The 26,134-nt window shown below is 63.3% G+C and carries 23 protein-coding genes; 17 read left to right on the forward strand and 6 right to left on the reverse strand.

The genetic code is table 11. The features are described 5' to 3' along the window. Positions 1-11: 11 nt before the first annotated feature. The 3 genes from BBF93_RS08895 (at position 12) to BBF93_RS08905 (ending at position 3,237) form a co-directional block, all read left to right on the forward strand. The gene (locus BBF93_RS08895; RefSeq protein ID WP_114105674.1) at positions 12-803 is read left to right on the forward strand and encodes a TSUP family transporter; all 792 of its coding nucleotides are present in this window, start codon (positions 12-14) and stop codon (positions 801-803) included. Between the two features lie 76 nt (positions 804-879). Further along, positions 880-1,860, forward strand: coding sequence for a MoxR family ATPase (locus BBF93_RS08900; RefSeq protein ID WP_051612382.1), 981 nt, complete (start codon positions 880-882; stop codon positions 1,858-1,860). Between the two features lie 12 nt (positions 1,861-1,872). After that, positions 1,873-3,237, forward strand: coding sequence for a VWA domain-containing protein (locus tag BBF93_RS08905; protein ID WP_114105676.1), 1,365 nt, complete (start codon positions 1,873-1,875; stop codon positions 3,235-3,237). A gap of 10 nt (positions 3,238-3,247) precedes the next feature. Here the strand turns inward: BBF93_RS08905 and BBF93_RS08910 are convergent, their stop codons facing one another. Further along, positions 3,248-4,330, reverse strand: coding sequence for a site-specific DNA-methyltransferase (locus tag BBF93_RS08910; RefSeq protein WP_114105677.1), 1,083 nt, complete (start codon positions 4,328-4,330; stop codon positions 3,248-3,250). Between the two features lie 206 nt (positions 4,331-4,536). On the opposite strand from BBF93_RS08910, the gene BBF93_RS08915 reads away from it, so the two are divergent. Next, positions 4,537-6,171, forward strand: coding sequence for a Na/Pi cotransporter family protein (locus BBF93_RS08915; protein ID WP_114105678.1), 1,635 nt, complete (start codon positions 4,537-4,539; stop codon positions 6,169-6,171). Here BBF93_RS08915 and BBF93_RS08920 read toward each other — a convergent pair. Further along, a complete protein-coding gene (locus tag BBF93_RS08920) occupies positions 6,168-7,301 on the reverse strand; it encodes a PA0069 family radical SAM protein (protein WP_199288442.1) in 1,134 nt (377 codons plus the stop codon). The two genes, BBF93_RS08915 and BBF93_RS08920, sit on opposite strands and share 4 nt — an antisense overlap. Before the next feature lie 158 nt (positions 7,302-7,459). Between BBF93_RS08920 and BBF93_RS08925 the strand changes: the two genes are divergently transcribed. Then, the gene (locus tag BBF93_RS08925) at positions 7,460-8,005 is read left to right on the forward strand and encodes a hypothetical protein (RefSeq protein ID WP_114105679.1); all 546 of its coding nucleotides are present in this window, start codon (positions 7,460-7,462) and stop codon (positions 8,003-8,005) included. On the opposite strand, the gene BBF93_RS08930 is transcribed toward BBF93_RS08925, so the two are convergent. After that, positions 8,002-8,304, reverse strand: coding sequence for a hypothetical protein (locus tag BBF93_RS08930; protein ID WP_035596036.1), 303 nt, complete (start codon positions 8,302-8,304; stop codon positions 8,002-8,004). The genes BBF93_RS08925 and BBF93_RS08930 overlap by 4 nt on opposite strands. Beyond that, complete coding sequence (locus BBF93_RS08935; protein WP_114105680.1) at positions 8,301-8,948, reverse strand: glycosyltransferase; 648 nt, start codon at positions 8,946-8,948, stop codon at positions 8,301-8,303. Before BBF93_RS08935 ends, BBF93_RS08930 begins: the two co-directional genes overlap by 4 nt. An 86-nt stretch (positions 8,949-9,034) precedes the next feature. Here BBF93_RS08935 and BBF93_RS08940 point away from each other — a divergent pair, with 86 nt between their 5' ends. Further along, complete coding sequence (locus BBF93_RS08940; RefSeq protein ID WP_114105681.1) at positions 9,035-9,511, forward strand: hemerythrin domain-containing protein; 477 nt, start codon at positions 9,035-9,037, stop codon at positions 9,509-9,511. Here the strand turns inward: BBF93_RS08940 and BBF93_RS08945 are convergent. Continuing rightward, the gene (locus tag BBF93_RS08945) at positions 9,508-10,251 is read right to left on the reverse strand and encodes a uracil-DNA glycosylase family protein (protein ID WP_114105682.1); all 744 of its coding nucleotides are present in this window, start codon (positions 10,249-10,251) and stop codon (positions 9,508-9,510) included. The genes BBF93_RS08940 and BBF93_RS08945 overlap by 4 nt on opposite strands. Positions 10,252-10,396: 145 nt before the next feature. Here BBF93_RS08945 and BBF93_RS08950 point away from each other — a divergent pair, with 145 nt between their 5' ends. From BBF93_RS08950 to BBF93_RS08970, 5 genes are all read left to right on the forward strand, one after another. Then, a complete protein-coding gene (locus tag BBF93_RS08950) occupies positions 10,397-12,076 on the forward strand; it encodes an electron transfer flavoprotein-ubiquinone oxidoreductase (protein WP_114105683.1) in 1,680 nt (559 codons plus the stop codon). Positions 12,077-12,211: 135 nt separating this feature from the next. After that, a complete protein-coding gene (locus tag BBF93_RS08955; RefSeq protein WP_035596024.1) occupies positions 12,212-14,116 on the forward strand; it encodes a tetratricopeptide repeat protein in 1,905 nt (634 codons plus the stop codon). Positions 14,117-14,234: 118 nt separating this feature from the next. Then, complete coding sequence (locus tag BBF93_RS08960; RefSeq protein ID WP_233349327.1) at positions 14,235-16,835, forward strand: penicillin-binding protein 1A; 2,601 nt, start codon at positions 14,235-14,237, stop codon at positions 16,833-16,835. Between the two features lie 93 nt (positions 16,836-16,928). Further along, positions 16,929-18,036, forward strand: a protein-coding gene (prfB, locus tag BBF93_RS08965) for a peptide chain release factor 2 (protein WP_114105685.1) whose coding sequence is annotated in 2 segments (ribosomal slippage) — positions 16,929-16,997 and positions 16,999-18,036 — 1,107 coding nt in all. Because the reading frame shifts where the segments join, the coding sequence is not laid out codon by codon here. Further along, the gene (locus BBF93_RS08970) at positions 18,033-18,668 is read left to right on the forward strand and encodes a DUF1294 domain-containing protein (protein WP_114105686.1); all 636 of its coding nucleotides are present in this window, start codon (positions 18,033-18,035) and stop codon (positions 18,666-18,668) included. Before prfB ends, BBF93_RS08970 begins: the two co-directional genes overlap by 4 nt. Here BBF93_RS08970 and mutY read toward each other — a convergent pair. After that, positions 18,655-19,698, reverse strand: coding sequence for an A/G-specific adenine glycosylase (gene mutY, locus BBF93_RS08975; RefSeq protein WP_114105687.1), 1,044 nt, complete (start codon positions 19,696-19,698; stop codon positions 18,655-18,657). The two genes, BBF93_RS08970 and mutY, sit on opposite strands and share 14 nt — an antisense overlap. A 45-nt stretch (positions 19,699-19,743) precedes the next feature. On the opposite strand from mutY, the gene BBF93_RS08980 reads away from it, so the two are divergent. The 6 genes from BBF93_RS08980 to BBF93_RS09005 all read left to right on the forward strand — a co-directional run bounded on the left by BBF93_RS08980 (position 19,744) and on the right by BBF93_RS09005 (position 26,134). After that, positions 19,744-20,280 carry a DUF721 domain-containing protein gene (locus BBF93_RS08980; RefSeq protein WP_114105688.1) on the forward strand — a complete coding sequence of 179 codons (537 nt, stop codon included), beginning with the start codon at positions 19,744-19,746 and terminating at the stop codon, positions 20,278-20,280. A 71-nt stretch (positions 20,281-20,351) separates the two neighbouring features. Beyond that, positions 20,352-21,023 (forward strand): thioredoxin domain-containing protein, encoded by a 672-nt coding sequence (locus BBF93_RS08985; RefSeq protein WP_162786490.1) that lies wholly within the window; start codon positions 20,352-20,354, stop codon positions 21,021-21,023. 15 nt (positions 21,024-21,038) lie between these two features. After that, on the forward strand, positions 21,039-24,500 hold the full coding sequence (smc, locus tag BBF93_RS08990) for a chromosome segregation protein SMC (protein ID WP_114105690.1): 3,462 nt from the start codon (positions 21,039-21,041) through the stop codon (positions 24,498-24,500). A gap of 149 nt (positions 24,501-24,649) precedes the next feature. Continuing rightward, positions 24,650-25,012, forward strand: a complete 363-nt coding sequence (locus BBF93_RS08995; RefSeq protein WP_051612377.1) for an AtpZ/AtpI family protein — start codon at positions 24,650-24,652, stop codon at positions 25,010-25,012. Between the two features lie 5 nt (positions 25,013-25,017). Next, the gene (locus BBF93_RS09000; protein ID WP_035596250.1) at positions 25,018-25,779 is read left to right on the forward strand and encodes a F0F1 ATP synthase subunit A; all 762 of its coding nucleotides are present in this window, start codon (positions 25,018-25,020) and stop codon (positions 25,777-25,779) included. A 118-nt stretch (positions 25,780-25,897) separates the two neighbouring features. Then, positions 25,898-26,134: a F0F1 ATP synthase subunit C gene (locus tag BBF93_RS09005; RefSeq protein WP_011646921.1), complete on the forward strand. Its 237-nt coding sequence runs from the start codon at positions 25,898-25,900 to the stop codon at positions 26,132-26,134.

The raw sequence follows: 26,134 nt of genomic DNA on the forward strand, positions 1-26,134 counted from the left end.
AAGGCGCGCGGATGATCGAGCTTGCCCCTGAACTGATTGCCTTTCTCGTGGTGGCCGCCGTGGCGGCCGGCTTCATCGACGCCATCGCGGGAGGCGGCGGGCTGATTACGCTTCCGGCACTGCTGGCTGCTGGCATCAACCCGTTCTCGGCGCTGGCGACCAACAAGGTACAGAGCAGTTTCGGCACCGCCATGGCCACCTGGAGCTATTGGAAAGCCGGGCGGATCAACTTTGCCCTGATCCTTTGGCCACTGATCGCCACCTTCATGGGCGCGGGGCTGGGCACCGCCGCTGTACTTGTGGTGGACAGCAGCTGGCTGATGGTGGTGCTGCCGGGCCTCCTGGTGGCGATTGCGCTCTATTTCCTGTTCGGGCCGAAGGCGAGCGATGAGGACGCGCACGCCCGGATGACGCCGCTGGCGTATAGCAGCGTTGCAGGCGGGATTGGCTTTTATGACGGCTTCTTCGGACCCGGCACGGGCTCGTTCTTTGCCCTCAGCCTCGTGACCCTGCTGGGCATGGGTCTGACACGGGCGACGGCGCATACAAAGGCGCTGAACCTTGCCAGCAATGTCGTTTCGGTCGCCGTGTTTGCCTTGGGCGGACAGGTGCTCTGGGCGCTCGGCCTGACGATGGCGGCAGGCCAGGTGCTGGGCGGCTGGCTTGGCTCGAAGGCGGCAATGCGTTTTGGCCCGCGCCTGATCCGGCCGCTGCTGGTCATCATCTGTCTGGCGATGGTCGCGCGGCTGCTGTCCGACCCAGAAAACCCGTTGCGGGTGTGGGCGTCTTCCCTGCTCGGCTGAGGGGCGGCGCCTTACCCTAGCGTGAGCGCTTGCCAGCCTTCGCCCTGCCCCCTACCCCTTTGGCATGGCAAAAGACATGACTTCCGGCTACGAGCCGCTGACCTCGATCGAGGCGATTACCGCAGGGCTCGGCGAAGTGGGCTATATCTCCACCGCGCAGATTTCCACGGCTGTTTTCCTGGCCCATGGCCTGCGCAAGCCCATCCTGATCGAAGGCCCGGCGGGCGTTGGCAAGACGGACCTTGCCGCTTCGCTTGGCCGCTGGCTCGACCTGCCGATCATCCGCCTGCAGTGCTATGAGGGCCTCGATGAAGGCAAGGCGCTGTATGAATGGAAATACGGCAAGCAGCTGCTCTACACGCAGATCCTCAAGGAAAAGCTGAACGAGCTGATCGGGGAAGCCGACAATCTCTCCAAATCGCTGGGCAAGCTGGCCGACTTTGAAGACCTGTTCTTCTCCCCGCAATTCCTTGAGGCGCGCCCCCTGCTGAACGCCATGCAGCAGGACAAGGGCTCAATCCTGCTGATCGACGAGATCGACAAGTCCGACGAAGCCTTCGAGGCGTTCCTGCTGGAAGTGCTGTCGGACTATCAGGTGTCTGTGCCGGAGATCGGGACGATCCGGGCGAAGGTGCCGCCGATCGTGATCCTGACGTCGAATAATGTCCGCGAGCTGGGCGACGCGTTAAAGCGGCGCTGCCTGCACCTGCATATCGGCTTTCCTGATCATGTCCGTGAGCAGAGGATTGTGCGCGCGCGGGTGGATGGCATTTCCGATACCCTGCTCTCGCAACTCGTCCGCTTTGTTCAGTCGGTCCGCGAAGCCGACATCAAGAAGCGGCCTTCGATTGCCGAGACGGTGGATTGGGCGCGCACGCTGCTTCTGCTGCATTCCAGCAGCCTGGACGAACAATTCGTGCGCGATACGCTGAACGTGCTGCTCAAGCATGAGAGCGACATTGCGGCGATCTCTCCGCAGATCCCCAAAATGGTGCGCGAGGCGGTGGGCACCGATTCGGGCGGACGGACGGCTTCTGGCTATCCGGACCTCGGATAAGGTGGCGCGCGCATGGAGCGCCAGATCTCCAATTTCATCCGAGCACTGAGATCTGCTGATGTGAAGGTCTCAACCGGTGAAGCGCTGGACGCGGCGCGCACCGTGGCGATGATCGGCTATGGCGACCGGGGCCTGCTGAAGGATTCGCTCGCCTGCGTGTTGGCAAAGTCCGAAGCGGAAAAGGACGTACACGACAAGCTGTTCGATCTTTACTTCGCCGCCAGCAACAAGCGTAGCAGCACGCAGAGCGAGGCGGAAAACCGCGACGATGGCTCAGGCGACAGCGAAAGCGGCGGGCAGGACACCGCCGACGCGGCCGAGCAGATGATCGCGCTGACCCAGCCCGGCAATGAACAGGCGCTTGCCACTGCCGTGGAACGCGCCGCAGAAGCCGCTGGCCTCAACGACATCCGCTTTTCCACGCAGACGGCCTACTACGCCCAGCAGATGGTAAAGGCCATGGGCGGAGAAGCTTTGCAGGCGCGTCTGCTGGACGCGCTGCAACGCTCTGGCGCAGAGGCTGATGCGGATGCGCAGCGCATGATCGATGCGCGCCGAGCCCTGACCATGGCCGCGCGCGAGCGGGCCGAGCGGGCATTTGAAGTGTTCGGCGCGGGCGAGACCGAGAAATTCCGCGATGATGTGGCAGCTACCAAGCGCCTCACCGCGCTGGAAGCCCATGACATGGCACGGATGAAGCTGCTGATCGCCAAGATCGCCAAGCGCCTCGCCGTGAAACATTCCCGGCGGCGGAAGAAAACATCTCGCGGCATTCTGGACGTGCGCCGCACGATGCGCGCCAATGCGGGCTATGACGGCGTGCCGTTCAATGTGATCTGGCGGCAGAAGAAAAGAGACCGCCCAAAGATCGTTGCCGTTTGCGACGTATCCGGATCAGTGGCCGCCTATGTGCGCTTCCTGCTGCTGCTGCTCTACTCCCTCAAGGAAGTGATCCCGGACCTGCACGCTTATGCGTTCTCCTACCGGCTGGGCGATGTCAGCGACATTCTGGAAGAGAATGAATTTGACGGCGCGATGAAGAAAATCCTGCGGGAGTTCGGCCTCGGCTCAACCAGCTATGGTCAGGCCTGGTCTGACTTCAAGACAGACCATGAAACCGTGATCGACCGGCGCACAACCATCATCGTGCTCGGCGACGGCCGCTCAAACTATGGTGATCCCCGGCTGGACCTGTTCAGCGGCTTTGCGGGCCGCGCCAAACAGACCATCTGGCTGAACCCGGAAGGCCCCGCCCTCTGGGGCACGGGCGACAGTGTGATCCCGCGCTATGCGCCCTATTGCAACCAGATGAGCCACGTGGCGACACTCAAGGATCTTGAGCGCGCCATTGACGAAATCCTGACAAGCTATTCGTGAACGGATGGCCTCAGGCGAGGCCCATCTCTTCGCGGTAACGCCGGCGCAGAAGGTCGATCGGCGCCAGGTCGCGCTTATCGGTTTCGTAATGCCAGTAAGTCCAGCCATTGCAGGCCGGCGCTTGTTGCACCTGCGCGCCTAGGCGGTGGATGGAGCCGGTGATTGCGCCAGTGGTCAGCGAGCCGTCAACACGGATGCGCGCCTGGTGGCGGCGCTGGGGCGAGAAAAGGCGGTCGCCGGGTTTCAGCCAACCGGTCTCGATCAGCGCGCCGAAGGGCACGCGGGCGAGGGATTTCTTGCTGCGCTCGGTTTCCAGCACTTCCCCTTCCAGCGGCGTGATCGCCTTGATGCGGGCGCGGGAGAGGCGGGCATAGCTTTCTTCCCTCTCGATACCGATGAAATCCCGGCCAAGGCGCTTGGCGGCAGCCGCTGTGGTGCCCGTGCCGGAGAAAGGGTCGAGGATGAGATCGCCCGGATTAGAGGTGGCCAGCAGCACGCGGTGCAGCAGCGATTCCGGCTTCTGCGTCGGGTGCGCCTTGCGGCCGGCCTCATCCTTCAGGCGCTCGCCGCCCGTGCAGAGCGGGATCGTCCAGTCAGAGCGCATCTGCTTGTCTTCATTGAAGGTTTTCAGCGCGTCATAATTGAAGGTGACGCGGCTGTCCTTGGACTTGCCGGCCCAGATCAGCGTTTCATGGGCGTTCTGGAAACGGGTGCCCTTGAAGTTCGGCATCGGGTTTGACTTCAGCCAGATCACGTCATTCTGGATCCAGAAGCCCTGATCCTGAAGCACCGTCCCGACACGGAAGATGTTGTGGTAGGAGCCGATAACCCAGATGGCGCCATCGTCCTTCAGGACACGGCGGCATTCTTCCAGCCATTGATGGGTAAACAGATCATAGTCGTCAAAGCTGGCGAACTTGTCCCATTCATCATCCACACCGTCGACCACGGACTGGTCCGGACGGGTCAGCCCGCCCCCAAGCTGGAGGTTATAGGGCGGATCAGCGAAGACGAGATCGACGGACTTGTCCGGAATGCGGGACAGGACCTCGATGCAATCGCCCTGGATGATCGTGTTACGCTGGATGGTCATGGATCGTTCGCCCCGCGACTCTACTGTGACTGTTACAGGCGACCCTGAATCGCGTCGGTTACCAGCGCGTGTACGAAAACCTTCCGGAAAGTTACCAACTGCCTTTTGTGGGTTAATGCGGGGTCCCTTGCCCCGCTGCCGCATTCGTCATTAGGTCAGTGGTTACAGAAGCGTGTCACCGGCGGCGCGCGAGGAGTGGATTTGCGATGATGCTGGCGCTGGAACTGCTTGGCGGAATTGGCCTGTTCCTGCTGGGCATGTCGATGCTGACAGAAGGGCTGAAGCTGGCCGCCGGAGACGGCCTGCGCGCCATCCTGCGGAATTGGACGCGCACACCGGCCCGCGGTCTCATCTCCGGCGCGCTGCTGACAGGCCTCGTCCAGTCTTCCAGCGCGGTGACCGTCGCCACCATCGGGTTCGTGAATGCCGGGCTGCTGACGCTTCGCCATGCCGTGTGGGTGATCTTCGGCGGCAATATCGGCACCACGATGACCGCCTGGCTGGTGGCGCTGGTGGGGCTGAAACTCGACATCGGCGCCTTTGCCCTGCCGATCATCGGCTTCGGGGTGCTGGCGCAGATGCTGGGCACGAAACGCCCGCGTGTTTCCGGAACCGGCCAGGCACTGGCCGGGTTTGGTCTTTTCTTCCTGGGCATCAGCATTCTGAAAGGCGCCTTCGAGACGCTGCTGCCCTGGTTCGAGACGCTTGATCTGTCGCAAGCGGGGTTTTTTGCGCCTTTCGTTTTTCTTGTGTTCGGAATGGTGCTGGCCGCGCTCGCCCAATCCTCAAGCGCGGCGATTGCCATCATCCTGACGGCCACAGCCGGGGGCGGGTTGCCGCTGGAACTGGCCGCCGCCGGCATCATCGGCGCCAATATCGGCACGACCTCCACCGCCATCTTCGCCTCGGCAGGGGCCACCCCGGCGGCCAAGCGCGTTGCCCTCTCCCATATCGTGTTCAACATCTATTCCGGTATCGCCGCCTTCCTGCTGCTCTACCCCCTGGTTGCCGCCAGCCATTGGCTCGCCGATCTTCTTCTGGTGGACAGCAAGGATGAGCCGCTGACGCTGGCGATCTTCAACACCCTGCTGAACGTGCTGGGCGTGGTGCTTATCTGGCCCTTTGCCGGGCGTCTCGTTGATTGGTTGCAGCACCGGTATGTCGCCCCGGAGGAAAGCATCGCCCGCCCGGCGCATCTGGACCCGACGCTGGCCGCGGTGCCTGCGTTGGCGTTGCGCGGCCTGGTGCTGGAAATCCAGCGGATGATGACGCTCGCCTTCGCGAGCACCGAAGCCCGCCTGTCTCCGGCAGCCAAAAGATCCTTCAACGGAAATGGCGACGCAGGCATTCTGGCGCTTGGCCAATCCATCCGGGACTTTATCGCCGATCTCAGCCGCCACCCCCTGCCTTCCGATGTCGTCACCGCCCTGCCGGACCTGATCCGCTCCATCCACCATGTCGAGGAAACCGTGGCCGAGGGCGCCGCAATTTCTGAAGGGGCGCAGCCGCACGAAGCCCTCACGAGCGGACCAGCCTGGGACCGGCTGAGAGCCGGCGTCCTGGCCACACTGGAAACAACGGCAGGAGACCCCGACGCCTTCAAGACCGAATTCGACGCCGAAATGGATGAGGTCGATGAGGCGTATGAGGGAATCAAGAAAAACCTTCTGGCCAGCGCCGCCGCCGGGCGCATCAGTGTCGATGCAATGGAAGCGGCGCTCCTGCGGGCGCGGCGCATGCGGCGCGTGGCGGAAGCCGCGCTCAAGGCGGAGCGGCGCCTCTGCCCCTGGGCGCCGGTTGCTTCCGGCCGGGTGGAGACCGCGCCACCTGAGGAAACCTAGAAATCCAGGCTGAGCTGGCTGGAAGGCGCGCCAGGCGGACGGAAAAGATCGGTTCGCAAGGGCGGCCTTGGCTGGTTGAGCCCCAGCCGGGACGCAGCGCGGACAAACCGGTTACGGATCAATTCTGCCACCGGTCCACGCCCCGAGCCGCGCTCGAACCATTTGGCGTCATAATCCTTGCCGCCGCGCATCTCGCGCAGCGTGTTGATAACGCGCGCGGCCCGGTCGGGCGCATGCTGGGCCAGCCATTCATGGAAGAGATCCTTGATTTCGAAAGGCAGCCTCAGCACGACATATCCCACACCCCGCGCGCCGTGATCGGCGGCGGCCTGGATCAGGGTTTCGATCTCGTGATCATTGAGGCCGGGAATGATCGGCGCCGTCATCACAGCCACCGGAATGCCCGCCTCGGAGAGGGCCTTCACCGTTTCCAGGCGTCGCTCCGGCGTGGCCGCGCGCGGCTCCATCTTGCGGGCGAGTTTCCGGTCCATCGTGGTGATCGACATCCCCACCCGTGTCAGCCCCTTCTCCGCCATCGGTGCCAGAATATCGATGTCGCGCTGGATCAGGGCCGATTTAGTCAGCAGACTGACGGGGTGATTGTGCGCCGAAAGGATTTCCAGAAGCTGCCGGGTAAGGCCCTGCTCACGCTCAATCGGCTGGTAAGCATCGGTATTCATGCCCAGCGCAATAGGGCGCACGACATAGCCGGGGCGGGAAAGCTCCCGCACCAGCAGGTCCACCGCATTCGTCTTGCGGAACAGTTTGCTTTCAAAGTCCAGTCCAGCCGAGAGCCCGGACCAGGCATGGGTGGGCCGCGCAAAGCAATAGATGCAGCCATGCTCGCAGCCCCGATAGGGGTTCACCGTCCGGTCAAACGAAATGTCCGGCGACTTGTTGAAGGTAATGATGGAGCGGGCCACCTCGTCGAACACCTGCGTGTCCAGCCGCTCTGCCCCGTCCTCTATCGTGTCCCAGCCATCGTCAAAGGCGTGGCGCGTTTCCCGTTCATACCGTCCGGTCTGATTCGAGATGGCGCCACGCCCCCGATGCTCGAAACGCTCTGCCACGCCGTGTGTGTCGAGAAGCGTGACCCGTCCTGATTTCTTCAGTTTCTGTCCCGTACGCATACCGGCCACAAAGCCAGAGAAAAAAGAACAAATCAAGAACTTTTAAGATCACTTCCTGTGGGATTTGCCGCCGGATAGATAGGCCCCTCATCCGGAGAAGCCTTTGTTTTGCCGGAATAGAAGCTGATACTGCGGCTGCAAACACGGACACGCCTTTCATGCTCAGCATATTCAGGGTCTTCGCCGCCGGCTGCGCCACCTTGCTGCTCGCGGGCTGTTTCCTTTCAGACAAGCCGCTGATCGGCGAAGGGGTTCACATCCATGACGGGCCTTTGACCTTCTGCCTCGATGCGAGTGAACCCTGCCATCAGACAACGCTTCAGGAAGATGTTTATCTGATCCTGCCCAATCCTGAGGATGGCGCGGACGAAAAGCCGATCGCCGTGCGCTTCCGCCCCCTGATGAAGGCGGGCGGTGAGACGATCTGGCTGGGCGAGGCCGATCTGTCCGGTGAGGGCGATCAGGAGGCGTGGGGCTATGTGGTGGCCCGCAAGCTCAAGGATACCGATCTTGGCGTCCGGGAGTATGAAGTTGCCGTGCCCGATTGCAGCCAGGCGAGTTCCTCGCAGCTTATCCGCTATGGCCTGGAGAAAGAAGGCACCTATTCCTGCCGTGTGACGGATATTGATGCCTTCGCCGAATACCTGCGCACGCGCCATGCAGAAGACTTTGCCAGCGATGCCTGGTGGGCAGAGGCGCGCTAGATCCAGCGATCCCATTTATGTGGCACGCCATGGGTGAGGCAGATGTCGCGCAGCCGGTCAGTGGCCTTGGGATCATTGGCGAGGAATTCGATGGACAGCGCCATCAGAAGCTGACCCCAGGCTTCCTTCGGCACAATCGTCCAGAACTCATAGTCGCTGTCGCCCCAGAATTCTTCGACGCTTTTGCCCATATCCTGCGTATCAATCACGAATTCGCCGTTCCGGAGCGAAGCGCGAACGGAGCGGAATTCCTCCCCATCCTGACGAAACAGCTCGATGGATTTTTCCGGGTCGCTCATCGGCCTTTTCCTTTCGCCGCAAACAGGGTGCGCCAATAACCACCGCCCGATGGCCGGGGGCGTTTCCAGCCAGACTTTTCCAGGTCTGCGGCAGAAACACGCGCCTGGGCGTTAAGCTGGATGAGCCGTTCCCTGCCCAGCCCACGGACAAGGCCGGAGATGTCGACGGCGCTTCCGCCGGATAGTTCCTCATACAAATCCCGGGAGAGCAGCAGCCCCTGCTCCGGCAAAGGCTGGCCCAGCTTTTCCGAATAGCGGGCAGCGTCTTTTTCCAAGGCCCGGGCACGGCGGTCGTCTGACCTGTAGCGGAGTTCAAAGAAGGCCGCTTTGCCGGGGCGGGTGTCGATATGGTCGCCGGCGCGCTCGGTCCACTCCCGCGACAGGGCGGCGGTGGCCGGCAGGATCAGCAGCCAATCGCCGCGCGCCTCTGCCACGCCCGCCCGGATCGGCTGATCTTTTGCGATGATCACGCGGGCGCCGGTGGCCTGGCCGATCTTCACCGTAGCGTCAGTCGAGCCCTGATCCACAACGATCACCTCACGGATCAGCGCTGCTTCGAGGCCAGGCATCAGGCTCTCCAGGCAAAGCGGCAGATCTGCTGCCGCGTCCAGAGCCGGAATGATGATGGAGAGCGGCGCAGGCATCAGGGTTTCCGGTGAGATTTTGAAAGGAGCGGAACGCAAGGGCCAGCTGAGGCGTTCATTCGGCAGTTTAGTCAAGGAGACCGCAGATGGCGACGATCTATGAAGAGCTGAAGTCTGATCATGACAAACATCGTAAGCTGCTGGCGCAGCTGGAGGAAACCTGTGGTGATTCGGAGGAGCGGCGCGCGCTCTGGCAGACCTTTTATTACGACGTCGGCGCCCACGCGGCGGCTGAGGAAGTAAGCTTCTACAGCGGGCTGATCGCCAAATCTGATGGCCAGCCCGAAGGCCGCCATTCGGTGGCCGAGCATCACGAGCTGGACGAGATCCTCCAGGAGCTCAACGAAATGGATATGAGCTCCCCGGGCTGGCTGACGCGTTTCAAGACGCTGAAAGATCGCTACGAGCACCATATCGACGAAGAGGAAGAAGACATCTTCCCGGTGGCAAAGGATGTGATCGGCCCCGACAAGAGCGGTGAGATCGCCGCAGAATTCGTCCGGAGGAAAAAGCAGGAACGCAAGCTGGTGGACAAGAAAGCCGAAGAGGCGCTGGAGGACTAGGCTTCCAGTTCCCCCAACCTCTTTTCTATCAACAGCAGGTCGCGCCAGGCGCGACTCTTGTCCTGCGGGCGGCGCAGCAGATAGGCCGGGTGCAGCATCGGGATCAGCGGCGCAGTGTAACCGCCGGGCGTGCGATAAGTGTATTCATTGCCCCGCAGCTTCATGATTCCGTCCCGGCTGTTCAGCAGGGAGACGGCGGGAACGCCGCCTGCGGCAACGATCAGCTTCGGGCGGGTAATCTCGATCATCCGGTCCACAAAGGGCCGGGAGACGGCCAGTTCATCCAGTTCCGGGTTCCGGTTGCCCGGCGGGCGCCAGTAATTGACGTTGGAAATCAGCGCATTTTCCGTGCGGCGGCGGCCGATCGCGGCCAGCATCTTGTCCAGCAGCTGGCCTGCCTTTCCCACGAAAGGCTTGGCCCTGCGGTCCTCTTCGGCGCCCGGCCCCTCCCCGATCACCATCAGGCTGGCGCCGGGGGTACCATCATAAACCACCGTATTCTCGCAGGTTGCCTTGAGCGGGCTGCCGCCAAAATCACCGACGGCGCGGGCCAGATCATCGATGGTGGCGCACTCTGCGGCCAGACGCTCAGCCTCCCGAATCCAGTCGGTAACACTGCGGGCGCCGCGGCGGCGCACCACCGGCACTTCGGCCTGCTGGACAGCCGAAGGGGTTTCCGCAACGGCAGGGGCCGCAGCCAGCAGAGCCTCCACCAAAGGCTCGTCGGCAGCAACGCCCATTGCGGCCCACCATTCAGTGAGTGCAGTAATTGGCGCTCTTGACGCAGGGGATGACATTGCGGACAGGCTGGACCTTCGGGAAACAGGCTGTAAGTGCTACCCCGGATACAGATATAAAGCGCAAAGCGCAAACAAGGAGCAGCTTATGGCGGAGACCCCTGAGCGCGAGTCGATGGAGTTCGACCTGGTTATCGTTGGTGGCGGCCCGGCAGGCCTGTCCGCTGCGATCCGGTTCAAACAGCTCGCGAATGAAGCCGGTGAAGACCTTTCCGTGGTCGTTATCGAAAAAGGCGGCGAGATCGGCGCGCATATCCTGTCGGGCGTGGTCATGGACCCGGTTGGCCTCGATCAGCTGATTCCCGATTGGCGGACCCGCGATGACCGCCCGCTGAAAAGCGAAGTGACGGATGACAAGTTCATCTTCCTCGGCCCCAGCGGCAGCGCCGACATCTCGTGGCTGCCGATGCCCCCCTTCATGAAGAACCACGGCAACTTCACCGGTTCGCTGGCCAACGTCACCCGCTGGCTCGGCGCAGAGGCTGAAAAGCTGGGTGTGGAAGTATTCCCCGGCTTTGCCGCCTCCGAGCTCGTGTTTGACGACAAAGGCGCCGTCAAAGGCATCGTCGCCGGCGTCATGGGCATTGGCGCAGACGGCCAGCCGAAGGACGACTACCAGCCCGGCATGGAACTGCTCGGCAAATATGTCCTCTTCGCCGAAGGCGCCCGCGGCTCGCTGACCAAGCAGCTGATCCGGAAGTTCAATCTGGATGAAGGCCGCGACCCGCAGAAATACGGCATCGGCCTCAAAGAGGTCTGGTCTGTTCCGGAAGAGAATTTCAAGGAAGGCTATGTCCAGCATACGATGGGCTGGCCGCTGGACAACAACACCGGCGGTGGCAGCTTCCTCTACCACTTCCGCGACAATGGCGAGCCCTTCATCACGGTCGGCTTCGTCGTCCACCTGAATTACGCCAACCCTTACATTTCGCCCTATGACGAGTTCCAGCGCTTCAAGCACCATGAAACCGTTGCCCACTTCCTGAAGGGTGGCAAACGCGTGGCCTATGGCGCGCGCGCCATTACCGAGGGCGGTTTCCAGTCGGTTCCCAAGCTCGCCTTCCCCGGCGGGGCGCTGATCGGCTGCGGCGCCGGTTTCGTCAACGTGCCGCGCATCAAGGGCAGCCACAACGCCATCCTCACCGGCATGATGGGCGCTGAAGCCGCCCTCGAAGCCATCCGTGAAGGCCGCGCTGGCGACACCCTGGAGAATTATGAAGAGGCCTATGCCGGCTCCTCGGTCTACAAGGAACTCAAGACCGTGCGGAACGTGAAGCCGCTCTGGTCGAAACTCGGCACCGCGCTCGGCATCCCGATGGGCGGGTTGGACATGTGGGTCAACAGCCTGTTCGGCTTCTCCTTCTTCGGCACGCTCAGCCACGGAAAGACCGATGCGGCTTCGCTGAAACCGGCGAAGAACTTCAAGCCGATAGAGTATCCGCGTCCGGACGGCGTGCTCAGCTTCGACAAACTGACCAACGTGTCCTTCACCAACACCTATCATGAGGAAGATCAGCCGGTTCACCTGAAAGTGGCTGACCTCGCCCTGCAGAAATCGTCCGAATACGACGTTTATGCAGGCCCTTCGGCGCGTTACTGCCCGGCCGGTGTTTATGAATGGGTGAAGGAAGACGGCGGCGCGATGCGCTTCCAGATCAACTCGCAGAACTGCATCCACTGCAAAACCTGCGACATCAAGGATCCCAACCTGAACATCAACTGGACGGTTCCGGAAGGTGGCGGTGGCCCCGCCTATTCCAACACCTGATCTGAAGAATTCCGCTGCGCCGCCCTCATTCGGGGCGGCGCAGTCACCTTACCGTCATTAGAGTTGCGCCCGCCTTGCTCTTGCCCCAAGGGACTGCTTGATTGAGCGTTCCCATTCAGGAGTGAGCGAATCCCCATGCTCGAAGCCTCCCGCGTCCCGGCCGGTATCCTTGCCGTTCTGCTGGCCCTGTCCCCAGCCGCCTGCGCCACCATCCCGCAACTGGCGCAGCCGCAGCAGGATGAAGCGGCCGCTGACACGTCCGCGTCCGCCCGGCTTTCACCTGCCGCGCAAGCAACGGCCATCCCGGGCGCTGTATATGCCAGCGCTGAAGACGCGATCGGTGCAGGCGACACTGCGGGCCTGCTGACGCTGCTGGCGGCCATGCCTCAGGACGAGCGGGAGGTGGACAATTTCGCCAATGCCTATCTCGCGCTGGACCGCGCCGCAGATGGCGACTTTACCGGCGCCCGAAGCTATCTCGGCATTACGGGCGATCCGGAAGCCGAGGCGGACCTGCCCGGCTTTTATCTGTGGCTGGATGCCTGGCTGATTGCGCTGGAGGGCAATGGCGCCGCCGCCATCGAGCGCCACCGCGATGTGGCGGGCAGCATGCCCGGCATCACGGCAGACCTGTCGCTGGCCGCGCTGCTGGAAGCAGCCGGGCGCACAGACGAAGCCCTCGCCGTCTATGAAGCCCTCACCCCCTCCCGGATCGAAGCCCCCGAGCATGAGTTCGATCCGCGCAGCATCGTTTTCCAGCATGTCAGCACGGTCGTCGTGCGCCATGCGCTGCTGTTGCAGCGGCTGGGGCGCATTGATGAGGCCAAGGCCGTTTACGAACAGCTTGCTGCCGCGCAGCCTGAACAGGCCACCAGCTATGCCGCCGCCATAGAAAGCCTGGAAACCGGCAAGAACCTCGACAATCAGCCGCTCACCTTCGTGACCGGCTTTTCGCAGTCCCTCTCGGATGTTGCCACCGCGCTACAGCAGCAGCGCTACATCACCGCCGCGCTGGCCGGCCGCGACCTTGGCGGCTTGGACACTGAACGCGCCGGTTTTGATCTGGTCACTCTGGTGATTGACCCTTCCAATGAAGCTGTCCGCAGCGGCGTGGTCGATGCTCTCTATGAGCAGGCCCTGTTTGACGGCGCGGCCCATGTTGCGCTGGCCGCGCCGGAAACGACCCCTGCCCTGCAAATCTCGGCGGCCCAGGCGCTGATCATGTCTGATCATGAGGCAGAAGCGCGCGCCGCGATTTCCAAGGCGCTGAGCCTTTCCAATGACGATCAGAAGCTGCAGACCCTCTATGGCGCGCTGCAGCTCAGTGCCCTGCTGAACGACCGCGAGAAAGCGATGAAGCTGCTTCCCGAGCTGATGCAGCTGGCGGTCAATCCGGCTGAACTGGCCGCAGCCAACGGGCTTGCGAGCTCGCTCTACAACCATTTCGGGGAAATCCCGCAGGCCGTCAGCCATGCCGAAGAGGCGCGCCGGCTGGATGATACGCATGAGCGCCGGATGACGCTGGCAGACCTGCTCGGCCGCGAAGGCCGCGTCAATGACGCGCTGGTGATCCTGCGCAGCGAGCGGCTTGCCCGCCCGAATGATCCTTACACGCTGAATTCCCTCGGCTATTTCCTCGTCACACGGACAGACCGTACGGATGAAGGCTATAAGGTTCTGGCCCGCGCCATGCTGCTGGCCGACAGCGATCCCTATATCGCCGATTCGTTTGGCTGGGCGCTTTACCAGTATGGCGACCTCGACCGGGCCCAACGCCTGATCGAAGGCTCGCGGGAAGACCTTCTGCCCCACCGGCATTGGGAAATCGAAGACCATCTGGGCGACATCTACTGGCATCAGGGCAAACAGGATGAGGCGCGTGCTGCCTGGCAAGCCGCGCTGGACAATCATCCGCCCCAGCTCGAGCGGGATGCGATTGCCCAAAAGCTGGCCGATGGGCTGACGACACCGGCTCCCCAGAAGAAGCCGCTGCCGGAGATCCGCATCGATGATGGCGAGATCAACCGCCGCGACATCTGACACCGGCCCCTTTTGCCCGCCACCGGCGCGCCTTAGTATAGCCGGAAATGCGTGCGACCTCGCTCGCACGTAGAGTAGACTGTGGCCGCAGGTCCACGATTCGCCGCAAGGTTTGCAAATGACAGATGCCCCCCCAACCTTCCAACCCTCGCGGAAGCCTGATCCTTACCGCGAACCCGGCAAATATGCCGGCCTCTGGAAATGGCTCCGCCGCCTGGTCATTCTCGGCCTGGTGCTGGGGGTTATCGGCATCATTGTGGTCTGGGTGTATTTTGCGGCGCTGGGCCGGGACGTGCCCTCGATTGCCAAGCTGAAGCAATATGAACCGCCGATTACCTCGCGTGTTCACGGCGGCGATGGCGCGCTGATTGCCGAGTTTGCCAGCCAGCACCGTGTGTTCGTGCCCTACGAATCGATTCCCGAGCATGTGATCCAGGCTTTCGTCGCCGCCGAAGACAAGAACTTCTTCACCCATGATGGCCTCGACTATGCCGGCATCGCCCGGGGCGGCATCAATACAGCCAAGAACAAGATCAGCGGTTCGGGCGGGATGCAGGGTGGCTCGACCATCACTCAGCAGGTCGCCAAGAACATGCTGCTGACGCGTGACCAGAATATCGAGCGCAAGGCCAAGGAAGCCATCGTCGCCCAGCGCATGGAGAAGGAGTTCACGAAGGAGCAGATCCTCGAACTCTATCTCAACGAAATCTATCTGGGCGGTCAGTCCTATGGCGTCGCCTCTGCCGCGCTGAACTACTTCAACAAGTCCCTGCCGGAACTCGACCTTTCAGAGGCAGCCATCCTGGCCTCACTGGCCAAGGCACCATCTGCCGTGAATCCCTACACCAACCCGGACCGCCTGCTGGAGCGGCGCAACTATGTGCTCGGCCGCATGGTCGAGGATGGCTACATCACACGGGAAGAGGCCAACGAGGCGCGCGAGCGTCCGCTGACCACCACCCGCCGCCTGCGCGGGCCGGAATATGCAGCCGCCACCTATTTCGTTCAGGAACTGCGCCGTGAACTGATCAAGACCTATGGCGAGGATACGCTGGAGCAGGGCGGCCTTTCGATCCGTACGACCATCGATACCCGCCTGCAGCTCGCTGCCCAGCAGGCGCTTCAGAACGGCTTGGTTGCCTATGACCGCCGCCATGGCTGGCGTGGGCCGCTGGCCACCCTGCCGGTCGATGAAAGCGCCGCAGCGGCGCTCAAGGAAGTCGAACTGCCCGGCGGCTACGGCGCCTGGGAAGCTGCGCTGGTCACATCCGTTTCGGCCAATGGTGCGGAGCTGTTGTTGACCGATGGCGCCAAGATCAAGATGCCCGCCGAAGAAGTGAAATGGGCCGCCACCTATAAACCCGCGGAGGGCAAACCTGGCCTTCAGGCAGGCTATGTCATCCTCGCGGAATTCAAGCGCGAAGCGTCCAAGGACGGCGCAACGGCTGTGGCCGAAGAAACTGCTGAAGGGGAAGGCGGCGAAGCTTCGGACGAAGCCGCACCGCCGCAGCCTGTCATGGTGCCCGTCGGCAATGCCACGCTGCGCCAGGTGCCCGAAGTTGACGGCTCGCTCGTCGCGCTGGACCCGCATACGGGCCGCATCCTGGCAATGCAGGGGGGCTATTCCTTCTTCAAATCCAGCTTCAACCGCGTCACCCAGGCAAAGCGCCAGCCGGGCTCCAGCTTCAAACCCTTCGTCTACGCCGCTGCGCTGGAGAAAGGCTACACCCCCGCCAGCCGTATGCTGGACGCACCTTTCGTCTCGTTCGATGTGTCGACCCAGAAATACTGGACCCCGAAGAACTACACCGCCGGGCAGTCCTCCGGCATGGTGACGATGCGCGTGGCACTCGAGAAGTCGCTCAACATGGTCACCGCCCGTGTTGCGCAGGATATTGGCATGCCCGCCGTGTCCGACCTTTCCGAACGCCTCGGCGTCTATCAGAAACTGCCGCCCTACGCCGCCATGTCGCTGGGCGCAGGCGACACAACGATGCTCGATTTGACACGGGGCTATGCCGCCTTCGTCAATGGGGGGCGCCTCGTCACGCCAACCCTGCTGGACCGTGTGCAGGACCGTTATGGCCGCACCCTCTACAGGCATGACACACGCGCCTGCGAAGGTTGCAATGTGGACGACTGGAATGGTGGCGAGCCGCCTGCCCTGCCCGACACGCGCCAGCAGGTGCTCGATCCCATCGTGGCCTACCAGGTCACCCATATGCTCGAAGGCGTGGTTGAGCGCGGTACTGCCCGCCGGGCCCTGCGCGTTGGCAAGCCGCTCGCCGGCAAGACAGGCACCACGGATGACTATCGGGACGCCATTTTCGTCGGCTTCTCCCCGGATCTCGTTGTCGGTATCCGCATCGGCTTTGATGACAACCGCTCGCTCGGCGAAGGCGAAGCGGGTGGCTCCGTCGCCGTACCAATCTTCACAGATTTCATGGAGAAAGCGCTGGAGAAGGAACCGCCTACACCGTTCCGTATCCCGCCCGGCGTCCGCCTTGTGAAGATCGATGCGCGCACCGGCGCCCTGGCAACGCCCGGCACGGCAGTGGTCATCGACGAAGCCTTCCGCCCCGGCACCGAGCCAGGCCTGACAGCCTTCAACGGCGCCGACGATTGCCTGTCGATCTCCGGCGCCTGCGGCCCGTCGAGAGACCCGGTCTCCCCCCTCGAGGACGACACGGCCGACGCCGATCTCGGCGACGTCTTCTGACGTAGAAATCGCAGCTTTGACCCCATGCGGCAGCCCGGTTATAGGGTCTGCAAACGCTTGCTTCTTTCCATCAAAGGTTACACGAGGTTCATCATGTCCGCAGAAATTCGTTCGCTGATCGATCAGATTCGCCAGTCCGCCACTTTGCTACGGAGGCGTCTTTGACTGGGATACAGCCACAAAACGCCTTGATGAGCTGACCGCCCTTTCCGAGCGCCCCGACTTCTGGGACGATCCGCAGGAAGCCCAGGCCATGATGCGCGAGCGCCAGAAGCTCGCCGACGGCATCGCCCTGGTCCAGACGCTGGAAAAAGACATCGCCGATGCGCCCGAGCTGATGGAACTCGCCGAGGGTGATGCCGGAATGCTGGCCGATCTGGAATCCACCCTGCGCCGCTCTGCAGAGCGCGCCGCCGAAGCCGAACTCGCCGCCCTCCTTTCGGGCGAAGCCGATGGCAATGACTGCTACCTGCAGATCAACGCCGGCGAAGGCGGTACAGAAAGCCAGGACTGGGCCTCCATCCTGCGCCGCATGTATGTCCGCTGGGCCGAGAAGCGCGGCTATTCGGTGGAACTGCTGGACGAGCGCGAAGGAGAAGAGGCCGGCATCAAGTCCGCAACTCTCCAGATCAAGGGCGAGAATGCCTATGGCTGGCTAAAATCCGAACAGGGCGTCCACCGTCTGGTGCGCATTTCGCCCTTCGATTCCTCGGCCCGCCGGCACACCTCCTTCTCCTCGGTCGCGGTATCGCCCGTTATCGACGACAAGATCGATGTCGAGATCAACCCGTCGGACGTCCGTACAGATACATACCGCGCCTCTGGCGCCGGCGGTCAGCACGTCAACCGGACCGACTCTGCCGTCCGCCTGACCCACATTCCCACCAACACCGTAGTCCAATGCCAGAGCGGCCGCTCCCAGCACCAGAACCGCGATGAAGCCTGGCGCATGCTGCGCTCGAAGCTCTACGAGCTGGAACTGCAGAAACGCAAAGCCGTCGCCGATGCTCAGTATGCAGACAAGAGCGCGATCGGCTTCGGCCACCAGATCCGCTCCTATGTGCTTCAGCCCTATCAGATGGTCAAAGACCTGCGCACGGAAGTTGAGACGTCTGATACGTCCGGCGTTCTTGATGGGGATATTGACCGCTTCCTGTCTGCCGCGCTCGCCGCGTCGGTCAACAAGGATCAGGATGCGTGACCAAGCCTGCGGAGCCTCCTTCCAGAAACAGCCAGCCCATCCGCCTGGAGGGCCGGCTTGTTCGCTGGAACGGAGACCGCGGATTCGGATTCCTCATCCCCCTAGCGGGCGGTCCTGACGCCTTCGCGCATATTCACGCTTTTGCGAAAGATGACCGTCACATCGAAGAGGGCCACCTCTATACCTATACTGCAACAACGGACGAGAAAGGCCGCGTGCGTGCCAGCGACATTCGCCCCGTGCGCCCCGATCCGCCGAAGGTTCCCCTCTGGAAAAAGATAGCTGGCCGCGGACCGCGCCTGATGGTCATTCCGGCCTTCCTTTTTATTGCCACGGCTGTTGCCCTCAGTACGCAGATATCCCCGCTGTGGTTTGCCGTTTACGGTATTGCCAGCGTCGTCACTTTCATCGGCTATGCCCTGGATAAACGGGCAGCCGAACAGAATGAATGGCGCATCTCGGAAACGATTCTGCTGATGCTCGGGCTCGCCGGCGGGTGGCCCGGCGCCATCATCGCCCAGGAACTGTTCCGTCATAAGACGAAAAAACTGTCTTTCCGCACATTGTTCTGGATGAGCGTTGCAATCAATATCGCAGGCTTCGTGCAGATCGCAGCCTTTACCGGCGCCTGACCTTTCCGCCCGTTGCCAGCGCCAGCGCCTTGGCAAATACGGTCGGCAGGCCGGTTTCTTCCTCCGGATCAGCCCACATCCCCTCGCCTGCCGGATTGCGCGGCGTCTCCGCCTGCCAGACGCTGAGACGCAGGGTAAAATGCGTGAACACGTGGCGCACTTCGCCCAGCGCCTGCCAGTCGGCCTTAGAAGGCGGCACGGCTTCCGGCGCCCCTCCCTCCTGCCAGACCGCAGAGGGCAAAGCCAGCATCCCGCCCAGCAAGCCCTCCGGCGGGCGGCGCACCAGCCACACCTTGCCGCGCCTGCGATATACCCAGGCATGACCATAGCGCACCGGCTTGGCCACCTTGGCAGGTTTCACGGGATAGCGCTCCGGCGCCCCCTCCGCCCGGGCCGCGCACATATCCGTCAGGGGACAGATCATGCAGTTGGGCGCCGCCGGCGTGCAGATCGTCGCGCCGAGGTCCATCAGCGCCTCGGCAAAATCTCCGGGCCGCTCGTCTGGAACCAGCCGGGCCACTTCTGCCGCGAGGCGCTTCTTCTCCTCGGCCCATTCCCCTTTCAGCGCCATCAGCCGGGCAAACACCCGGTCCACATTGCCGTCTACGGCGGCTGAGCGCTCGCCAAAGGCAATCGCCGCGATGGCGCCAGCGGTATAGGGGCCAATCCCCGGCAGCTCGCGCAGACCGGCGGATGTTTCCGGAAAACAGCCGCGCGCGGCCACTTCCCGCGCGCATTTCAGCAGGTTGCGGGCGCGGGCATAATAGCCAAGCCCGGCCCAGGCGCGCATCACGTCCTCTTCCGGCGCCGCTGCCAGGTCTTCCACGCGCGGCCAGCGCTGCGTGAATGCTTGGAAATAGGGCGCGGCATGGGGCACGGTTGTCTGCTGCAGCATGATCTCGGCCAGCCACACCCGGTAGGGGTCGCGCGCCACGCCAATCGGTGCCCGCCAAGGCAGCACGCGCGCATGCCGGTCAAACCAGGCAAGCAACCGGGCAGGCAGTTCACGGAAATCTGATCGCCGGGTCACGCGTGTAACTTCCCCTCACACCCGAAGCCGGGCAATGTGCCGCTCATGGTTCAGTTTATAAGCCTTGATCCCATTGCAGAAGCGCGCGCGCAGGTGAAGCTGCGTTATTCACGCGCCCGGCCCGTGCGTGCGCCGATGAAGCCGCTGGGGCTGATGGCAGAGCGCGTGGGCCGCAAGGCGGGTACGGCCAAGCTTCCGCCCCTTAAGCAGATCCAGCTCAACTGGCGCCAGATCGTGGGTGAGCAGATCTGGCGCTGGTGCCAGCCGGAGAAGATCACCGCCTCCAAGGAGGGCCGTATCCTCACGCTGATGGTGGTGCCCCAGGCCGCTCCGATGATCCAGCATCAGTCGGAAATCATCCGCCAGCGCGTCTCCGTGGCCGCAGGCGGAGACATTACCGGCATCCGTCTTGTGCACGGCCAGATCCGCCGCACAGGCCCCGGTGAGTTCCGGCGCCGCTCGCGCACACTTACCCCGGCCGAGAAGGCCGAAGTCGCCGCCCATGCAGACCCTATCGACAATCCGCGTCTGCGCGCGGCAATTGTTGCGCTGGGCGAGGCTGTGCTATCCGCCACAGAGTAAACAGGATCGCCCCGGTCGGTTAACCCTTTTGAAACCGGCGCGACTCATTCCTTAACGCGAGGCTTATGATCATGCTCACCAATACCCGGCGTTTTGCAGCAGTGGCATTCTCCGCCCTGGCACTGGTTGCCTGTGGCGCGGCGGGCGGGGGCACATCCTCCGCTGAAAACGCTGGCAGCGCCGTCAATGCAGATGGCGAACTCGGCCATGTGAAGGGCAATGTGGATGCTCCGATCACGATCATCGAATACGCCTCGCCCACCTGCCCGGCCTGCAAATACTTCCATGAAAACGTGAAGCCGGCCATCGAGGAGAAGTTCATCTCCACCGGCAAGGTGAAGTTCGTTTTCCGCGAATATCCGCTGAACGAGATCGACGTGGCCGCCTATGCCATGGCCCGCTGCGCCGGTGAGGACAAGTTCTTCGACGTGCTCGACGATCTCTTCGCGAATCAGGACGGCGTCCGCTACGCGGCCCAGAACGGCGTCGTGAAAACCACGCTCAGCGCCATCGGCCAGCGCCACGGCATCGCCGACAAGGCCGCGTTCGATGCCTGCCTCTCCAACAGCGACATCCGCAAACAGCTCGCAGATGTCTATGCCACGTCTGAAAAGTGGGGCGTCGAAGGCACGCCAACCTTCATCATCGATGGGGTGAAGCAGAATTTCCAGGGCGACTACACGACGGCTGAGGGCTTCGTGAAACAGATCGAGGCAAAGCTCGCCGCTAAAGGCGCGCAGTAGCCATGAGGGCCTGGCATGCAGATAACTGAACTCCGCATCGCCGGCTTCAAGTCGTTCGTTGACCCGCAGACTGTCCCGATCGAGCCGGGGCTGACAGGCATTGTCGGCCCCAATGGCTGCGGCAAGTCCAACCTGCTCGAAGCGCTGCGCTGGGCAATGGGCGCCAACTCCGCCAAGGCCATGCGCGGCGGCGAGATGGACGATCTCATCTTCTCCGGCTCCTCCACGCGGCCCGCGCGCGAAACCGCCGAAGTCATCCTTGTCCTGGATAATTCCAAGCGCACGGCTCCGCCCGAATTCAACGGCGCCGACCTCCTGGAGATTGAGCGCAAGCTGAAACGCGGCGCCGGTTCCAGCTACCGGATCAATGGCCGCACCGTACGCGGCAAGGACATCCAGCTCCTCTTCGCGGACGCCTCAACCGGGGCCAACTCACCCGCGCTCGTCCGCCAGGGCCAGATCTCCGAGCTGATCGGCTCAAAGCCCCAGAACCGCCGCCGCATCCTTGAGGAAGCGGCCGGCATCGCAGGCCTCAACACCCGCCGCCACGAAGCCGAACTGAAGCTGGACGCAGCCGAGGCCAACCTCCAGCGCCTCGCCGAAGTTTCCACCGAGGTGGAACGCCAGCTCGCCAGCCTCAAGCGCCAGGCCGGCAAGGCCCGCCGCTATCGCCGCCTGTCTGAAGAAATCCATGGCCTCGAAGCACTGCTGGCCCATCTGCGCTGGGCGGACGCACGCCAGACCGCCGAGACCGCCCGCGCCCAGCTCGAAGTCTGCAAGCGTCAGGTCGAGGACCTCTCCCGCGAGGATGCTTTGCGTGAACGCGCCCGCATCGAAGCCGGTGAAGGCGTCGGCCCGCTGAGGGAAGCGGAGATGGCTGCCGCCGGGCGCCTCTCACAGACCCGCATCACGCTGGCTAAACTCGAGACCGAACACCGCATCGCCGCCGAAGCCGAACAGCGCCTCGACGCCGAAGATGCCCGCCTCGCCGAGGACCTTGAGCGCGAAACCGCCGCCCGCGCCGAGGCCGACGCCGCCCTCGCCCACGCCCGCAGCGAACTTTCCGCCCTTCCGGTGGAAGATGACGCCACCAACCAAGCACTCGAAACCGAGGCACAGCAGGCCCTCGCCGCCGCCCGTGCCCGGCTGTCGGCTGCCGAATCAGCTGCCGATGAAGCCCAGGCCCGCCTCTCCGAAGTGCGCGCCCGCCGCCGCGCTGCCGAGGACACAGCCGCCCAGCAGGCCCGCCGCAAAACCCAACTCACCGCAGAGGTGGAGCGCCTGAAGAATGAGATGACAGGCCTTGAGGATGCCGCCATCCACGTGCTGCGCGTCCGCCAGGCCAAGAATGCCGAGGCCGAAGCCGAAGCCGCGCTGAATGATGCCGAGCGCACCGTGGAACTCGCCGAAGCCGAGATCCTGCGCGCCCGTGACTCTGAAGCCGCTGCCCAGCCGCCGCAGGAACAGGCGAGCCACAATGTCCGCGCCCTCGACGCGGAGATTGCCGGCCTCGAAAAGCTGCTCCGCCGCGCCGATGCCGCCACCAGTGCCCCGCCGGTAGTCGAGCGCATCCGCACCCGCGATGGCTATGAAAAAGCCGTCGCCGCCGCCCTCGGCGACGAGATTGCAGCCTCGACGGACAAAGCCGCCGCGCTCTACTGGGGCGGCGCCCATGTGGCCGCCCTCAGCCTGCCCGCTGGCGCTGAAGCCCTCTCCGCCTATGTCGACGCGCCCGGCGAGCTTGCCGCCCGCCTCGCCCAGTGCGGCCTCGTCAGCGCGGCTGACGGCCCGCGCCTGATGGGTCAGCTTCAACCGGGCCAGCGCCTTGTCTCCCGCGAGGGCCATCTCTGGCGCTGGGATGGTTTCACACGCACGCCGCAAGCCCCCGTCAGCGCCGCGGCACGCCTGGAGCAGCAGGCCCGCCTTGAAGCGGCCCGTGCCGACCTCGCGCCCCAGCAGGCAGAGCTGACGCGCTGCACCGAAGCGCTGGAGACCGCCCGCAAGGCCCGCCAGCAGGCTGAGGAGACCCTCCGCCATGTGCGCCAGCTGGTCGGCCCCGCCCAGAAAGCGCTGAGCGATGCCCGCGCCTTCGCTGCGGAGGAAGTTCAGGCCGCCGAACGCGCCAGCCTGCGCCGCGATACCGGCAATGATGCCCTCGCCCGCGCTGAAAGCGAACTTGCCGCGATTGCCGAGGCGATGTCTTTCGCCACCCCGCTCGCCGCCGGTGAGGAAGCCAGCCTCGAAGCCGCCCTCAGCGCCGCCCGCAATGAGTTGACCGCCGCCCGCGCCGCCGAAACCGAATCGCGTGGCCGCCTGACCGACCTCACCCGTGGCCGCGAACAGGCCGCTGCCCGCCGCGCCGCCCTGCAACGCGATCTCGACAGCTGGACGGCGCGCCTCGCCTCGGCTGATGAACGCCTCGCCCGGCTGACAGAGCGCCGCGCCGATGTTGCCGCCGCCGCCCTCAGCGCGCGGGAACGCCCAGCCGCTCTCACCGAAGAGATCGCCGGACTCTCCCGAGAGCTCGAAACCTTCGAGAATGAGCGCAAGGCTGCCGCAGACGCCCTCGCGGTGAAGGAAGCGGCCATCCGCGAGGCCGACACCGCCGCCCGCCGCGCCTCCGCCGCCGCTTCCCAGGCGCGCGAGGAACTCGCCGGCTGGAAGGTAAAGCTCGAAAACGCCGAAATCCGCCTGGCGGAGGCTGTTGAAGTCGCCCGCAACAACTTCCAGCGCACACCCGAAGGCCTGCTGGCGATTGCCGAGGCCAATCTTGATGCTGACACGCTGGGCGCCTTCACGCCCCGTGAGGCCGAAACACGCCTCGACGCCCTCCGCCGCGAGCGCGACCAGCTCGGCGGCGTCAACATGAATGCCGAGGAAGAAGCCGAGGAACTCGAATCACGTCTCGGCGTCCAGCTCACCGAGAAGGAAGACCTTACCGGCGCCATTGCCAAGCTGCGCCAGGGCGTCGAAGCCCTCAACGCCGAAGGCCGCGAGCGTCTGGTGAAGGCATTCGAGACGGTCAACGAGCACTTCAAGGCCCTGTTTACCGCCCTCTTCGGCGGCGGGCAGGCTGAACTCCGCCTGATTGACGCTGACGATCCGCTGAATGCCGGCCTCGAAATCTTTGCCCAGCCGCCCGGCAAGAAGCTGGGCACACTCAATCTCATGTCCGGGGGTGAGCAGGCCCTGACCGCCTCGGCACTGATCTTCGCCGTATTCCTTTCCCGTCCTGCTCCCATCTGCGTGCTGGACGAGGTGGACGCGCCGCTGGACGACGCCAACGTCGACCGGTTCTGCAATATGCTCAACGAAATGCGCCAGCGCACAGACACCCGTTTTGTGGTAATTACTCACAACCCCGTCACCATGAGCCGGATGGACCGGCTTTTTGGCGTGACGATGCGGGAAAAGGGCGTCTCGAAGCTCGTCTCGGTCGACCTTGCTGCTGCCGAAGAACTCGTTGCGGCGGAGTAGCGCACCATGTGCGCTATTTTTTCAAATAAAAACAAAGCAATATCTTTTGCCATTCCCCGTTGACTTGCCAAGGGGGCGCCCATAGTTTGCGCCGCAATCCGGGGGGCTACCCATCGGTGCGGATTCGCGTACACGGAGCGCTAAGGCCCATGTCGAGCGAGCAACCAGATGATCTGAGCGATCGTATCGCAAAGGCGCTGGAAGAACGTGAGGCAAAGGCTGCTGCGAAACGGCGAAAACAGGCATCTGATGATGTGAGCGTCTCGGCCGGAGCGTATGCGCTGCGTTTCGGGATCGAATTTGTCGCGAGTGTCTTTGTCGGGGGCTTTCTGGGCTTCTGGATCGACAAGTTCGCCGGCACCCACCCCTGGGGTCTCCTGGTGATGGGCATGTTTGGTCTCGCAGCCGGCATCCGCGCCGTCATCCGGGCCTATCATGAGCTGAATGCTCGGGCTCAAAAGATTTCACCGGGGCCGGACAAGGCCCCCGACGACGGAACGAAAGACGCATGAACCTGATGCCGGCCATCGCGCTTGACCCGATCCACCAGTTCGAAGTCACCAAATGGCTCGATCTGCGCCTGGGGAATATCGACATCTCGTTCACGAACGCTTCGGGCTTCATGCTCCTCGGCGTCGTGCTGGTCATTGCCTTCTTCGGCATGGCTTCCCGCAAGGGTGAACTCGTGCCCTCGCGCCTGCAATCGGTCGCAGAGATGGGCTATGGCTTCATCGCAGACATGGTGCGCAGCGCCGCCGGTGAAGAAGGTCTGAAATTCTTCCCCTTCGTCTTCACACTGTTCTTCTTCATCTTCTTCGCGAACATGATCGGCATGGTGCCGTATGCGTTCACCACCACCAGCCACATCATCGTCACCGGCGCCCTCGCGCTGACGGTTATCCTGATGGTCATCGTGGTGGGCCTGATGAAGAATGGCCTCGGATTCTTCAAGCTGTTCGCCCCTTCGGGCGCCCCCTGGTACATCTACATCATCCTGACGCCGATCGAGATCATCTCCTTCCTGGCGCGCCCGCTCACCCTTGGCCTGCGTCTCTTCGCAAACATGCTGGCTGGCCACATCATGCTGAAGCTGTTTGCCGGCTTCGTGGTGGCCCTGGTCGGCGCCGGCGCGGTGTATGTTCCGATTGCCGCTCTGGCCTTTGCGATGGGCGTTGCGCTCAACGCGCTGGAGTTCCTGGTCGCCGGCCTTCAGGCCTATGTCTTCGCCATTCTTACCTGCGTGTATCTCAATGATGCACTTCACGCGGACGCCCACTAGGAGGCCCCGCGGGAGTGCGTCACGATACCCCGCATCAAACTGCTTGACGGCGCTCAGCGAACACGCTTCACGGGCGTCAAAATACCCCTAACCCCTTTTCCCTCAAAGGAGATACCTGATGGAAGGTAACATCACAGACGGCCTGAAGTATGTCGGCGCTGGCCTTGCTACGCTCGGCATGATCGGTTCGGCACTCGGCGTGGGCAACATTTTCGCCAGCTTCCTGGACGCCGCCATGCGCAACCCGTCGGCTGCTCCGCAGCAGACCGGTAACCTCTTCATCGGTATGGCGCTCGCAGAAGCTCTGGGTATCTTCTCGGTGCTGATCGCCATCCTGATCCTTTTCGTCGCCTAA

The sequence above is a fragment of the Hyphomonas sp. CACIAM 19H1 genome (genome assembly GCF_003325995.1).
Classification (GTDB): Bacteria; Pseudomonadota; Alphaproteobacteria; order Caulobacterales; family Hyphomonadaceae; genus Hyphomonas; species Hyphomonas polymorpha.

Bases quoted from the DNA above. Each gene is read 5' to 3' on its own strand.
- BBF93_RS09005 (WP_011646921.1), top strand. From the start codon at position 25,898: ATGGAAGGTAACATCACAGACGGCCTGAAGTATGTCGGCGCTGGCCTT.
- BBF93_RS09000 (WP_035596250.1), top strand. From the start codon at position 25,018: ATGCCGGCCATCGCGCTTGACCCGATCCACCAGTTCGAAGTCACCAAA.
- BBF93_RS08920 (WP_199288442.1), bottom strand. From the start codon at position 7,301: ATGCGTACGGGACAGAAACTGAAGAAATCAGGACGGGTCACGCTTCTC.
- BBF93_RS08945 (WP_114105682.1), bottom strand. From the start codon at position 10,251: ATGGGCGTTGCTGCCGACGAGCCTTTGGTGGAGGCTCTGCTGGCTGCG.
- BBF93_RS08895 (WP_114105674.1), top strand. From the start codon at position 12: ATGATCGAGCTTGCCCCTGAACTGATTGCCTTTCTCGTGGTGGCCGCC.
- BBF93_RS08940 (WP_114105681.1), top strand. From the start codon at position 9,035: ATGGCGACGATCTATGAAGAGCTGAAGTCTGATCATGACAAACATCGT.
- BBF93_RS08955 (WP_035596024.1), top strand. From the start codon at position 12,212: ATGCTCGAAGCCTCCCGCGTCCCGGCCGGTATCCTTGCCGTTCTGCTG.
- BBF93_RS08935 (WP_114105680.1), bottom strand. From the start codon at position 8,948: ATGCCTGCGCCGCTCTCCATCATCATTCCGGCTCTGGACGCGGCAGCA.
- BBF93_RS08950 (WP_114105683.1), top strand. From the start codon at position 10,397: ATGGCGGAGACCCCTGAGCGCGAGTCGATGGAGTTCGACCTGGTTATC.
- BBF93_RS08900 (WP_051612382.1), top strand. From the start codon at position 880: ATGACTTCCGGCTACGAGCCGCTGACCTCGATCGAGGCGATTACCGCA.
- smc (WP_114105690.1), top strand. From the start codon at position 21,039: ATGCAGATAACTGAACTCCGCATCGCCGGCTTCAAGTCGTTCGTTGAC.
- BBF93_RS08980 (WP_114105688.1), top strand. From the start codon at position 19,744: ATGGTTCAGTTTATAAGCCTTGATCCCATTGCAGAAGCGCGCGCGCAG.
- BBF93_RS08930 (WP_035596036.1), bottom strand. From the start codon at position 8,304: ATGAGCGACCCGGAAAAATCCATCGAGCTGTTTCGTCAGGATGGGGAG.
- BBF93_RS08905 (WP_114105676.1), top strand. From the start codon at position 1,873: ATGGAGCGCCAGATCTCCAATTTCATCCGAGCACTGAGATCTGCTGAT.
- BBF93_RS08995 (WP_051612377.1), top strand. From the start codon at position 24,650: ATGTCGAGCGAGCAACCAGATGATCTGAGCGATCGTATCGCAAAGGCG.
- BBF93_RS08910 (WP_114105677.1), bottom strand. From the start codon at position 4,330: ATGACCATCCAGCGTAACACGATCATCCAGGGCGATTGCATCGAGGTC.
- BBF93_RS08925 (WP_114105679.1), top strand. From the start codon at position 7,460: ATGCTCAGCATATTCAGGGTCTTCGCCGCCGGCTGCGCCACCTTGCTG.
- BBF93_RS08960 (WP_233349327.1), top strand. From the start codon at position 14,235: ATGACAGATGCCCCCCCAACCTTCCAACCCTCGCGGAAGCCTGATCCT.
- BBF93_RS08915 (WP_114105678.1), top strand. From the start codon at position 4,537: ATGATGCTGGCGCTGGAACTGCTTGGCGGAATTGGCCTGTTCCTGCTG.
- BBF93_RS08985 (WP_162786490.1), top strand. From the start codon at position 20,352: ATGCTCACCAATACCCGGCGTTTTGCAGCAGTGGCATTCTCCGCCCTG.